General features: G+C 57.9%; 11 protein-coding genes and 2 tRNA genes. 1 reads left to right on the forward strand and 12 read right to left on the reverse strand.

Annotated elements, in window-relative coordinates; genetic code table 11:
• Positions 1-137 precede the first annotated feature (137 nt).
• The 11 genes from infB to rlmE all read right to left on the reverse strand — a co-directional run bounded on the left by infB (position 138) and on the right by rlmE (position 11252).
• On the reverse strand, positions 138-2654 hold the full coding sequence (gene infB / locus C1X29_RS15720) for a translation initiation factor IF-2 (protein ID WP_007953742.1): 2517 nt from the start codon (positions 2652-2654) through the stop codon (positions 138-140).
• A 27-nt stretch (positions 2655-2681) separates the two neighbouring features.
• Positions 2682-4163: a transcription termination factor NusA gene (gene nusA, locus C1X29_RS15725; RefSeq protein ID WP_003221546.1), complete on the reverse strand. Its 1482-nt coding sequence runs from the start codon at positions 4161-4163 to the stop codon at positions 2682-2684.
• Positions 4164-4210: 47 nt separating this feature from the next.
• Complete coding sequence (gene rimP / locus C1X29_RS15730; RefSeq protein ID WP_039769696.1) at positions 4211-4669, reverse strand: ribosome maturation factor RimP; 459 nt, start codon at positions 4667-4669, stop codon at positions 4211-4213.
• Between the two features lie 138 nt (positions 4670-4807).
• Positions 4808-4884 (reverse strand) — tRNA-Met (locus tag C1X29_RS15735).
• Between the two features lie 97 nt (positions 4885-4981).
• Positions 4982-5067: transfer RNA gene (locus C1X29_RS15740), tRNA-Leu, on the reverse strand.
• A gap of 22 nt (positions 5068-5089) precedes the next feature.
• Positions 5090-5473 (reverse strand): preprotein translocase subunit SecG, encoded by a 384-nt coding sequence (gene secG / locus C1X29_RS15745; protein ID WP_102717853.1) that lies wholly within the window; start codon positions 5471-5473, stop codon positions 5090-5092.
• Between the two features lie 4 nt (positions 5474-5477).
• Positions 5478-6233 (reverse strand): triose-phosphate isomerase, encoded by a 756-nt coding sequence (gene tpiA / locus C1X29_RS15750; protein WP_102687346.1) that lies wholly within the window; start codon positions 6231-6233, stop codon positions 5478-5480.
• A gap of 65 nt (positions 6234-6298) precedes the next feature.
• A complete protein-coding gene (glmM, locus tag C1X29_RS15755; protein ID WP_085746884.1) occupies positions 6299-7636 on the reverse strand; it encodes a phosphoglucosamine mutase in 1338 nt (445 codons plus the stop codon).
• Between the two features lie 16 nt (positions 7637-7652).
• The gene (gene folP / locus C1X29_RS15760; RefSeq protein WP_102717854.1) at positions 7653-8504 is read right to left on the reverse strand and encodes a dihydropteroate synthase; all 852 of its coding nucleotides are present in this window, start codon (positions 8502-8504) and stop codon (positions 7653-7655) included.
• Between the two features lie 8 nt (positions 8505-8512).
• Positions 8513-10420 carry an ATP-dependent zinc metalloprotease FtsH gene (gene ftsH, locus C1X29_RS15765; RefSeq protein WP_011332403.1) on the reverse strand — a complete coding sequence of 636 codons (1908 nt, stop codon included), beginning with the start codon at positions 10418-10420 and terminating at the stop codon, positions 8513-8515.
• Positions 10421-10622: 202 nt separating this feature from the next.
• A complete protein-coding gene (gene rlmE, locus C1X29_RS15770; protein ID WP_007953751.1) occupies positions 10623-11252 on the reverse strand; it encodes a 23S rRNA (uridine(2552)-2'-O)-methyltransferase RlmE in 630 nt (209 codons plus the stop codon).
• A gap of 101 nt (positions 11253-11353) precedes the next feature.
• On the opposite strand from rlmE, the gene C1X29_RS15775 reads away from it, so the two are divergent.
• Positions 11354-11662 carry a YhbY family RNA-binding protein gene (locus C1X29_RS15775; protein ID WP_007953753.1) on the forward strand — a complete coding sequence of 103 codons (309 nt, stop codon included), beginning with the start codon at positions 11354-11356 and terminating at the stop codon, positions 11660-11662.
• 9 nt (positions 11663-11671) lie between these two features.
• Here the strand turns inward: C1X29_RS15775 and C1X29_RS15780 are convergent, their stop codons facing one another.
• The gene (locus tag C1X29_RS15780; RefSeq protein ID WP_085746882.1) at positions 11672-12076 is read right to left on the reverse strand and encodes an MFS transporter; all 405 of its coding nucleotides are present in this window, start codon (positions 12074-12076) and stop codon (positions 11672-11674) included.
• Between the last annotated feature and the right edge of the window lie 22 nt (positions 12077-12098).

Here is a 12098-nt window from a genome sequence, read left to right on the forward strand (position 1 = left end):
CGCGGTGAAACCCGCAAGGTCTGAAAGCGGCAAACGCCCGGCCTGACAAAAGCCAGACCGGGCGTTGCGTTTAGAGTCCTGACGCCGTGCCGCGCACTTGCATGCGGCGGCCCGACGTGGCCCTTGAAGTGCGCGAGTCAGAGGCTGCGAGCAACCTGAACCTTCTCGAAGACTTCGATCTTGTCGCCGACTTTGACGTCGTTGTAGCTCTTCACGCCGATACCGCACTCCATGCCGGCACGTACTTCGGAAGCGTCATCCTTGAAGCGGCGCAGGGATTCCAGCTCGCCTTCGAAGATAACGATGTCTTCACGCAGTACACGGATCGGACGGTTACGGTGAACAGTACCCTCGATCACCATGCAGCCGGCGATGGCGCCGAACTTAGGCGAACGGAACACGTCACGGACTTCGGCCACACCGAGGATGTTCTCGCGAACGTCGCTGCCAAGCATGCCGGTCAGGGCTTTCTTGACGTCTTCGATGATGTCGTAGATCACGTTGTAGTAACGCATGTCCAGACCTTCCTGCTCGACGATCTTCCGTGCGCCGGCATCGGCACGCACGTTGAAGCCGAACAGTACAGCGTTGGAAGCCAGTGCCAGGTTGGCATCGGATTCGGTGATACCACCGACGCCGCCACCGACCACGCGCACTTGCACTTCGTCGTTGCCCAGGCCGTTCAGAGCGCCCTGCAAGGCTTCCAGCGAACCACGGACGTCGGATTTGAGGACGATGTTGAGCGTCTTCTTCTCTTCCTGACCCATGCTTTCGAAGATGTTTTCCAGCTTGCCGGCGTGAGCGCGAGCCAGTTTGACTTCGCGGAACTTGCCTTGACGGAACAGAGCCACTTCACGGGCTTTCTTCTCGTCGGCAACCACGCTCATCTCGTCGCCAGCGTCAGGCGTACCGTCCAGGCCGAGGATCTCGACCGGAATGGCCGGGCCCGCTTCCTTGATCGGCTTGCCGTTCTCGTCGAGCATGGCGCGCACGCGGCCATAGTTCGAGCCGACCAGCACCATGTCGCCTTGACGCAGCGTACCGTCCTGAACCAGAACAGTCGCCACCGGGCCACGGCCCTTGTCGAGACGCGATTCAACCACGACACCACGGCCAGGAGCCGATGGAGTGGCAGTCAGTTCGAGAACTTCGGCTTGCAGCAATACAGCTTCAAGCAGTTCGTCGACGCCGGTACCCATCTTCGCGGAAACCGGAACGAATGGAGTGTCGCCACCCCAGTCTTCGGAGGTCACGCCGTGGGCCGACAGTTCGCTACGGATGCGATCGAGATCTGCACCCGGCTTGTCGATCTTGTTCACCGCAACTACCAGCGGAACGCCAGCAGCAACAGCGTGCTGAACAGCTTCGATGGTTTGTGGCATCACGCCGTCGTCCGCCGCAACCACCAGGATCACGATGTCCGTCGCCTTGGCACCACGGGCACGCATGGCGGTAAACGCGGCGTGACCAGGGGTGTCGAGGAAGGTGACCATGCCGCGTTCGGTTTCAACGTGGTATGCACCGATGTGCTGGGTGATACCGCCGGCTTCGCCAGCAGCTACCTTGGCACGACGGATGTAGTCGAGCAGCGAGGTCTTACCGTGGTCAACGTGACCCATTACGGTCACAACCGGCGCACGAGGAACTGCTTCACCTTCGAACTTCAGGGACTCGGCCAGGGAATCTTCCAGAGCGGTGTCGCTGACCAGGGTCACTTTGTGGCCCAGTTCTTCGGCTACCAGTTGAGCAGTTTCCTGATCAAGCACCTGGTTGATGGTCGCTGGAGTACCCAGTTTGAACATGAACTTGATGATTTCGGCAGCTTTAACCGACATCTGCTGAGCGAGATCGCCAACAGTGATGGTTTCGCCGATCTTCACTTCACGCACGACAGGACCGGTAGGGCTCTGGAAACCGTGGGCGTTGCGTTTCTTCAGCTTGGCCTTGCCGCGACCGCCGCGACGGAAGCCATCGCTTTCTTCATCGGTAGTACGTGGCGCCACACGTGGAGCCGGAGCCTTTTCCTTGACCGATGCGCGATGCGGAGCGTTTTTGCGCTCGCCATCACCACCGCCACGACGGTTGTTGTCGTCGGCACGTGGTTTGTCTGGACGGCGCTGTTCGTCACGCTTGCGAGTGTCGGCAGCTGGGGCAGCAGCCACAACCGGCGCGGCTTCGCGCACTGGTTCGGCCACTGGCGCAGGTGCAGCGACGGCTTCGGCAGGAGCGGACGGCGCAGCAGGCTGGCGACGCGCTTCTTCTTCGGCGCGAACGCGGGCTTCTTCTTCAGCCTTCTGACGGGCAGCATTTTCTACTGCGCGACGTTCATCCAGTTCACGCTTGCGCTCGGCTTCGATTTCTTCCGGGCTACGCTGTACGAAAACTTTCTTCTTGCGGACTTCAACGCTGATGCTTTTGCTGCCAGCCACACGCAGGGTGCTGGTGGTTTTACGCTGCAGCGTGATCTTGCGTGGTTCTTCCACTTTCGCCTTGTGGCTGCTTTTCAAGTGGGTCAGCAGGGATTGCTTCTCACTGTCAGTCACATTTTCTTCGGCGGCGGTGTGCGGCAGACCTGCCTCACGCATCTGCTGCAACAGGCGCTCTACCGGTGTTTTGACCTCATCGGCCAGTTGTTTCACCGTGACTTGCGTCATGCACTTCTCTCCTCAGGCCGCGCCTAATTACTCGAACCAGTGGGCTCGGGCGGCCATGATCAACTTGCCGGCACGATCATCGTCAATGCCGTCGATGTCGAGCAGGTCGTCAATAGACTGCTCGGCCAGGTCTTCGCGGGTAATTACGCCGCGCACCGCCAGTTCCATCGCCAAATCCTTGTCCATACCCTCAAGCGAGAGCAGGTCTTCGGCCGGATGGGCGTCTGCCAGCTTTTCCTCAGTAGCGATGGCTTTGGTCAACAAGCGATCCTTGGCACGAGCGCGAAGCTCGTTGACGATGTCTTCGTCAAAGCCGTCGATGTTGAGCATTTCTTCCAACGGTACGTAGGCAATCTCTTCCAGGCTGGTGAAGCCTTCGTCTACCAGCACCTGAGCCAGCTCTTCGTCGACTTCCAGCTCGTCGATGAAGTTGCGCAGGATGTCGCCGGTTTCCGCTTGTTGCTTAGCCTGGATGTCCGATTCGGTCATCACGTTCAGGGTCCAGCCAGTCAGCTGGCTCGCCAGACGCACGTTCTGACCACCACGACCGATGGCCTGAGCCAGATTGTCTGCGCCAACGGCGATATCCATGGCATGGGCATCTTCGTCAACGATGATGGCCGCCACTTCTGCCGGCGACATGGCATTGATCACGAACTGAGCCGGGTTGTCGTCCCACAGGACGATATCGACACGCTCGCCACCCAACTCGCCCGACACGGCCTGGACGCGCGAACCGCGCATACCGATGCACGCGCCTTGCGGGTCGATGCGTTTGTCCTTGGAGCGGACAGCGATCTTGGCACGCGAACCCGGATCACGGGATGCGGCCATGACTTCGATCAGGCCTTCAGCGATTTCCGGCACTTCGATACGGAACAGCTCGATCAGCATTTCCGGCGCGGTACGCGACAGGATCAGCTGAGGGCCGCGGTTCTCGGTGCGGATTTCCTTGAGCAGCGCACGCAGACGCACGCCAACACGGAAGGTTTCGCGAGAGATGATGTCTTCACGGGCCAGCAACGCTTCAGCGTTATTACCCAGGTCGACGATCACGTTGTCGCGGGTCACTTTCTTCACGGTGCCGGAGATGATTTCTCCCAGGCGCTCGCGATAAGCGTCAACCACTTGAGCGCGCTCGGCTTCGCGCACTTTCTGCACGATGACCTGCTTGGCGGTCTGCGCAGCGATGCGGCCGAACTCGATGGACTCGATCTTTTCTTCAACGACGTCGCCAACCTTGGCGCCAGGGTGCGTTTCAGCAACCTTGCTCGGCCAGGTTTCGATGGCCGGATCATCGAGATCATTCTCTTCGACGACCGTCCAGCGACGGAAAGTTTCGTAAGAACCGGTGTGGCGGTTGATTTCCACACGCAGATCAACTTCGTCTTCAAAACGCTTTTTGGTAGCAGTGGCCAGAGCCAGCTCCAGCGCTTCAAAAATTACGCTTGCCGGTACACCCTTTTCATTGGATACCGACTCAACAACCAGCAGTACTTCTTTGCTCATCGTACGCCTCGCCTTTCGCAAGCCATTGGATCCGCGGGATCCGCGTCTCAGTCAAAACTGGGAATAATGTTGGCCTTGTCGATCATATCGATCGGCAACAGGAACTCATGGTCATCTACCTGCACCACGACGTCCTGCTCTTCTACACCGCGCAGAAGGCCCTGAAAGTTGCGTCGACCTTCGAAAGGCGAGCGCAGCTTGATCTTCACTTGTTCACCGACATATTTGGCAAACTGCTCAAGAGTGAACAGTGGGCGTTCCATGCCTGGCGAGGAAACTTCAAGGGTGTATTCAACGGAGATCGGATCTTCAACATCCAGCACACCGCTGATCTGACGGCTGACGATGGCGCAATCGTCCACCAGTACGCCGCCTTCCTTATCGATATAAACGCGCAACATTGAGTGGCGACCTTGAGCCGAAAACTCAATACCCCAGCATTCATAGCCTAGGGCCACGACCACCGGGGCCAGCAAGGCCTGCAACTCTTCTAGCTTGCTCGACACCTGAACCCCCTCGTGCATGTATGTGCATGCTATGCAAAATAAAAAAATGGGCGAAACGCCCATCCTTGAAACGCCGTCGAACAGCGGCGTCGAAAGTGTCCAGCTAACAAAAAGCCCCTTAAAAGGGGCTCCTTAAACTGGTTGCGGGGGCCGGATTTGAACCGACGACCTTCGGGTTATGAGCCCGACGAGCTACCAGACTGCTCCACCCCGCGACAAAGCTGGGGCGGAAGTATACGACCGATCCCTTATAGGGTCAATGTAACCTTCCACCTGCAAGAAAGCCCGCAACAGCGGGCTCTCCTGACTAATTGGTACCGAGAAGGGGACTCGAACCCCTACACCCTATGGGCACAACCACCTCAAGGTTGCGTGTCTACCAATTCCACCACCTCGGCAATACTACGTTTGAAACTCTTCTTACTTCTGCTCTTGAGCTGGAGGTACGTCAGCCGCTGGAGTAGCCGACTTTTGCTCTTGAAGCACCGGGACATCATCAGAAGCCGGTTGTTGCTTTGGAACTTCCAACACTGCCGGGTTTGGCAAACCTGCTTGAGTCAGCTGATGAGCCTTCTCTTTAGCAAAGTATCCTAACCCCAAGCTGGTTATGAAGAAACCGGCGGCAAGTATAGCAGTAAACTTACTAAGAAAGGTAGAGGAACCTTGGCTTCCGAACACAGTATTTGAAGCACCTGCTCCGAAAGACGCGCCAGCATCCGCACCTTTACCCTGCTGCAGCAAAACCAGAGCAACTACGCCCAATGCACCCAGCAGATGAAAAACGACTACGACTGTTTCCAGCATTTTTTCAGTTTCCCGCGGCGCGACAAATCGCACCGAACTCATCTGCATTCAGGGAAGCTCCACCAATGAGCCCCCCATCGATATCCGGCATGCCGAACAGTTCGACCGCATTGGCCGCCTTCACGCTGCCGCCGTATAGAAGCCGCACACCTCGTGCCACTTCAGAATTCTCTGCCGCCAACTGCTCGCGAATGACTTTATGCACATCCTGAGCCTGTTGCGGCGTTGCAGTCAGTCCAGTACCAATCGCCCAGACCGGCTCGTAAGCGATCACTGCGTTGGCAAAAGCACCGACACCCAGCTCCTCGATGATACTGCCCAGCTGACGCCCGACAACCTCAAGAGTTTTTCCGGCTTCACGCTGCTCCAGGGTCTCCCCTACGCACAACACCGGAATCAAGCCACATGCCTGTGCCGCTGCGAACTTGCGATTCAGCATTCCGTCTCGCTCGCCCATGATCTGACGGCGTTCGGAGTGCCCGACAAGCACCAGGGAACAACCTGCATCCACCAACTGACTCGGCGCAATCTCGCCCGTCAACGCACCTTGCATGGATTCCACCGCAGAGTTCTGCGCACCGACCGAAATCGATTTGCCTTTCAAGCCATCAATCACTTGATTGATATACAAGCAAGGCGGGAATACCGCGACATCAACACCGCTTGGCAAGGCCAGATGACGAAGGCCGTTGATCAGCTCAGCGACGCTGGCGCGGGTACCGTGCATCTTCCAGTTACCAGCTACCATAGGGCGACGCATGCTGTACCTCGTCGGTCAAAGTGGGCGCAGATGTTACCCAACACAATCATGGCTGGCAAGCCGAATCAGGCAGAAACTTCAGTTACCAGTTTTGCCAGTTCTTCGGCATAGCCACGAACCTGGGTTTCGTCCTCACCTTCGACCATCACACGCACCAGAGGCTCTGTCCCGGACTTGCGCAAAAGCACACGGCCACGACCCGCCATCGCCTCGGTCACACGCTTGCTGGCTTCCTTGACAGCCGGATGATCAAGCGGGCTGTCGCCACCGCCGAAACGTACATTGATCAGCACCTGAGGACACTTGCGCAGGGCCTGGCGCGTTTGCGCCAACCCTTCGTTACGGGCTTTCAACGCCATCAACACCTGCAACGCCGCGATGATCGCATCGCCAGTCGTCGTGTGATTGAAGCAGACGACATGTCCGGAGTTCTCGCCCCCGACCAGCCAATCACGCTCCAGCAATTCGGCAATCACATAGCGGTCGCCGACATTTGCACGCACAAAAGGAATACCCAGATCCGCCAGAGCCAGCTCCAGACCCAGATTGCTCATCAGCGTACCGACCACACCACCCTGCAACTTGCCTCGCTCATGCAGATCGCGCGCAATAATGAAGATCAGCTCATCGCCATCAACAATCGCACCCGTGTGATCAACCATCAACACCCGGTCGCCATCGCCGTCGAATGCGATCCCGAGGTCAGCGTGCTCCGACAGCACCGCCGCCTGCAACTGCCCCATGTGAGTGGAGCCACAGTTGTCGTTGATATTCAGACCATTGGGCTGCGCGGACAGCACCACGACTTCGGCACCCAGCTCACGAAAAACGCTCGGTGCGACCTTGTAGGTCGCTCCGTGTGCGCAGTCGATGACAATTTTCAGGCCAGAAAAACTGGTACCCGTCGGTACAGAACTCTTGCAGAACTCGATATAGCGACCGGACGCATCATTGATTCGCGAAACCTTGCCGATCTTGCTCGACTCAACGACCGTCATCGGCGTGTCGAGCAGCTCTTCGATCATCAGCTCCAGCTCATCAGGCAGCTTGGTACCTCTACCGGAGAAAAACTTGATGCCATTGTCGTCATGCGGATTGTGCGATGCGCTGATCACGATTCCGGCCTCGGCCTGGAATGTACGCGACAAATAGGCGATGGCCGGAGTCGGCATCGGACCGAGCAGCATCACATCAGCACCTGCGGAAGTCAGGCCGGCCTCAAGAGCCGACTCGAACATGTAGCCGGAAATCCGCGTGTCCTTGCCGACCAGCACCTTGCAGGCGCCCATCTTGCGAAAGGCCATGCCGGCAGCCCAGCCGAGCTTGAGCATGAAGTCAGGAGTAATCGGATATTCCCCGACACGACCACGAATGCCGTCAGTACCAAAATATTTCTTGCTCATAAGTGCTCCATCATTCTTATTCGGCTGATTCCACGGCTGCGAGCATTCGCACCACGTCCACCGTTTCCGCCACATCATGGACGCGCAATATACGCGCACCCTTCACCGACGCCAGTGCAGCCAGTGCCAAACCACCGTATAGACGCTCGCCCACCGGGCGATTCAATGCGTGACCGATCATGCTTTTGCGCGAAACGCCCACCAACAGTGGCCGCCCCAGCGCATGCAGGGCTTCCATATGCTTGAACAAGCTTAGATTGTGCTGCAGGGTTTTGGCGAAGCCGAAGCCCGGATCAAGAATGATCCGCTCGGCCGGAATACCTGCCATCTCACACTGAGCCATGCGCTCGGCGAGAAATTCGCCCACTTCCCGGGTGACATCCTGATAACGCGGATCATCCTGCATGTCGCCAGGCTCGCCGAGCATATGCATGAGACATACAGGCAACCCGGTGGCAGCAGCAGCATCCAACGCGCCATCCCGCCGTAGCGAACGAACGTCGTTGATCAAACCGGCACCCAACCGCGCTGTTTCGCGCATGACCGCCGGAGTGGACGTATCGACCGATATGACCACATCCAGCTCGCGGTTGATCAGCTCAACGACAGGAGCGACACGTTCCAGCTCCTCCAATGGAGAAACCGCCCGCGCGCCGGGCCGGGTTGACTCCCCACCCACATCGATCAGCGTTGCACCCGCCGCAACCATGGCTTCGGCATGACGCAAGGCCGCATCAAGCTGGCTGTATCGGCCACCGTCGGAAAATGAATCGGGAGTGACATTGAGAATGCCCATGACATGCGTCCGGGCCAAATCAAGAACCCGGTTGCCGCAAGGCAACCGGGTCAGGGACTGTACAGAAGTCATTTCAAACCTTAAACGTCGGCAGCCGGACCGCCAATCGGTGTTTCCGGACGCTCGCCCTGAATGACAGGAGGTGTACCAGTACCGGTACCGCCCGACCAGTCGCGAGGCTCGCGAGGTGTACGACCGGCCATGATGTCGTCGATCTGTTCGGCATCGATCGTCTCGTACTTCATCAGGGCATCCGCCATGGCATCGAGCTTGTCGCGATTGTCCGTAAGGATCTGCTTGGCGGTGCCGTAGCACTGATCGATGATGCTGCGCACTTCGGAGTCGATCAGCTTCGCTGTCTCACCGGAGAAGCTCGCATTCTGACCGCCACCACCGCGACCGAGGAATACTTCACCCTCTTCTTCGGCGTACATCAACGGACCGAGTTTTTCCGACAGGCCCCACTTGGTCACCATGTTCCGCGCAATCTGACTCGCGCGCATGATGTCGTTGGAAGCACCTGTGGTCACACCGTCGAAGCCCAAAGTCATCTCTTCAGCAATACGGCCGCCGTACAGCGAGCAGATCTGACTGATCAGCGCACGCTTGGACAGACTGTAGCGATCCTCTTCCGGCAGGAACATGGTCACACCCAGCGCACGACCGCGCGGGATGATCGACACTTTGTAGACCGGATCATGCTCGGGCACGACGCGACCAACAATGGCGTGGCCTGCTTCGTGATAAGCGGTGTTCTGCTTTTCCTTCTCGGACATGACCATGGATTTGCGCTCGGCGCCCATCATGATCTTGTCTTTGGCCAGTTCGAACTCTTTCATTTCGACGATGCGCTTGCCGGCACGGGCGGCGAACAGCGAAGCCTCGTTGACCAGGTTCGCCAGATCGGCACCGGAGAACCCCGGAGTACCACGTGCGATAACGGCCGGAGCAACGTCGTCACCCATTGGCACTTTACGCATGTGAACCTTGAGGATCTGCTCACGACCACGGATGTCCGGCAAACCAACCACCACCTGACGGTCGAAACGACCAGGTCGCAGCAACGCAGGGTCCAGCACGTCAGGACGGTTGGTCGCAGCGATGACGATGATGCCGTCATTCATTTCGAAACCGTCCATCTCGACCAGCAACTGGTTGAGCGTCTGTTCGCGCTCGTCGTGACCGCCACCCATGCCCGCACCACGATGGCGACCAACGGCGTCGATCTCGTCGATGAAGATAATGCACGGAGCGTGTTTCTTGGCCTGTTCGAACATGTCACGAACGCGGCTGGCACCGACACCTACGAACATTTCGACGAAGTCGGAACCGGAAATGGTGAAGAACGGCACTTTGGCTTCGCCGGCAATCGCCTTGGCCAGCAAGGTTTTACCGGTACCCGGAGGGCCGACCATCAGCACGCCGCGAGGAATGCGGCCGCCCAGGCGCTGGAACTTGCCCGGATCACGGAGGAACTCGACCAGTTCGCCCACTTCTTCCTTGGCTTCGTCGCAACCGGCAACGTCAGCCAGGGTGGTTTTCACCTGATCTTCGGACAGCAGACGCGCCTTGCTCTTGCCAAAGCTCATCGGCCCGCCCTTGCCGCCCGCACCGCCCTGCATCTGGCGCATGAAGAACATGAACACCGCGATGATCACCAGGATCGGGAAGCTGGCCACCAGAAGCTGGGTCCAGATGCTTTGCTGCTCAGGCTGCTTGCCTTCGACTACAACGTGGTTGTCGACCAGATCGCCGATCAGGCCATTGTCCTGGATTGCCGGACGAATGGTCTTGAAGCTGTCGCCATCGTTGCGCTTGCCGGTAATCACGTAGCCGTCGACGGCCACGCGCTCGACCTTGCCATCCTTGACCTGCTGGATGAAGTCGGAATAGTTGAGGGTCTGCGGCTCGTTAGGGCTGGAGAAGTTGTTCATCACCGTCACCAGGACAGCCGCGATGATCAACCACAGGATCAGATTCTTTGCCATATCGTTCAATTAACTACCCTCTGAAGCAAGCTCCGCTACTGGCGCGCGCTTCGCATGATATTCACCGGCCTAACTTACTACATTACCTACAGCTCTGGCAGGCGCCGTCTGTAACCCTTTGTGAAACACTTTCTACACAATATTCGCTTATGCGCGCGGGGCGAAATACGAAAAACCTATCACCCCGCCAAAAAACCTCGTTTTACTCGCTACGACCGCGATAGCCCCAAGCCAGCATGTACTGCTCGCGAGAGCTGCCACGAGAGGAGTCCGGCTTGATCATCTGGATCTTGTCGAACTTCTTTCGAGCATCCTTCAGGTAAACATCGAACCCTTCGCCCTGAAAAATCTTGATCACGAAATTGCCACCCGGCTTGAGAATCCGCTCCGCCAGATCAAGCGCCAGCTCGCAAAGGAACATGGCTTTTGGCATATCCACTTCAGGCGTACCACTCATATTGGGGGCCATATCGGAAATCACAAGGTCCACCTGCGAATTACCCACAGCCTCAAGGATCTGAGCGAGCACTGCATCCTCGGTGAAGTCACCCTGAATGAAAGTCACGTCCGGAATGCTGTCCATTTCCAGGATGTCCGAGGCGATCAATCGCCCCTGACCACCGATCAGCCGGCTGGTGACCTGCGACCAGCCGCCAGGCGCCGCGCCGAGGTCGACGACGTTCATGCCCGGACGGATCAGTTTGTATTTCTCCTGGATCTCCAGAAGCTTGTAACTCGCACGCGAGCGGTAGCCATCCTTCTGCGCTTGCTTCACATAGGGATCATTGACATGTCTTTTCAGCCAACCAAGGCTTGTCTTGGAACGCGCCATTGGGCACCTCGTTGATTAGGGTCGTGATTAATTGGGCGGATCCACGAGCCCTCGGGTAAAATGGCCGCCATTTTACAGAATCCAGACGAAAGGGTCAGATTATGCCGCTCACTCCAGAGCAGAAGAAACAGTACAAATCCATTGGCCACCACCTGAAACCAGTTCTGACTGTGGCTGACAACGGTTTGACTGAGGGTGTTCTAGCCGAACTCGAACGCGCATTGGCAGATCACGAGCTGATCAAGATCAAGCTCAACATCCTCGATCGCGAGGCGCGCCTGGCGTCCGTTGCAGAGCTGTGCAAGACCGGCAAGGCCGATCTGGTGCAAGTCATCGGCAAGATGGCACTGATTTACCGCAAGAACTTCAGCGTCAACAAGCAGCTGTCGAACGTCCATCGCTTCAAGTGATGGCAAGGGTCAAGGGTGTGCTTCGCGCACCCTGCCACTCCATCCCGGCACCGGCTGCAATACCAGCACCAACCCGGAAAAACCCAACACAAGAAAGCTGAACACCTGCCAGCGCTGCGCATCCGGCCAGCCGACACGCACTGCGACAAACATCGCACACGCATACAACGCCATCAGCAACACCTGCCCGCGAAAATCCCGCCATAGACTGGCAAGGCCCTCGGCCTGTACCAGCACCAAAGCCTGAAATATCACACACGCGACGGCAAAACCCACTACCGCCACTTCAAACGTACTTGCAACTTCGTCGATCAGCAGCGGAGCCAGGCCAATCCGACCCAGCACCGGCCGCAGACCGAGATGTACCAACCACAGGCCACCGACCCACAACATCTGGGCCAGTTGCCAGAGCATCGCGCCCGCATGCAGCGGGCGC

The organism is Pseudomonas sp. GW456-12-10-14-LB2, from assembly GCF_002884345.1.
Classification (GTDB): Bacteria; Pseudomonadota; Gammaproteobacteria; order Pseudomonadales; family Pseudomonadaceae; genus Aquipseudomonas; species Aquipseudomonas paraglycinae.

Excerpts from the sequence above, each read along its gene's own strand:
- rlmE (WP_007953751.1), bottom strand. The coding sequence starts at position 11,252 with ATGGCGCGTTCCAAGACAAGCCTTGGTTGGCTGAAAAGACATGTCAAT.
- tpiA (WP_102687346.1), bottom strand. The coding sequence starts at position 6,233 with ATGCGTCGCCCTATGGTAGCTGGTAACTGGAAGATGCACGGTACCCGC.
- C1X29_RS15780 (WP_085746882.1), bottom strand. The coding sequence starts at position 12,076 with ATGCTCTGGCAACTGGCCCAGATGTTGTGGGTCGGTGGCCTGTGGTTG.
- glmM (WP_085746884.1), bottom strand. The coding sequence starts at position 7,636 with ATGAGCAAGAAATATTTTGGTACTGACGGCATTCGTGGTCGTGTCGGG.
- C1X29_RS15775 (WP_007953753.1), top strand. The coding sequence starts at position 11,354 with ATGCCGCTCACTCCAGAGCAGAAGAAACAGTACAAATCCATTGGCCAC.
- nusA (WP_003221546.1), bottom strand. The coding sequence starts at position 4,163 with ATGAGCAAAGAAGTACTGCTGGTTGTTGAGTCGGTATCCAATGAAAAG.
- ftsH (WP_011332403.1), bottom strand. The coding sequence starts at position 10,420 with ATGGCAAAGAATCTGATCCTGTGGTTGATCATCGCGGCTGTCCTGGTG.
- infB (WP_007953742.1), bottom strand. The coding sequence starts at position 2,654 with ATGACGCAAGTCACGGTGAAACAACTGGCCGATGAGGTCAAAACACCG.
- folP (WP_102717854.1), bottom strand. The coding sequence starts at position 8,504 with ATGACTTCTGTACAGTCCCTGACCCGGTTGCCTTGCGGCAACCGGGTT.
- secG (WP_102717853.1), bottom strand. The coding sequence starts at position 5,473 with ATGCTGGAAACAGTCGTAGTCGTTTTTCATCTGCTGGGTGCATTGGGC.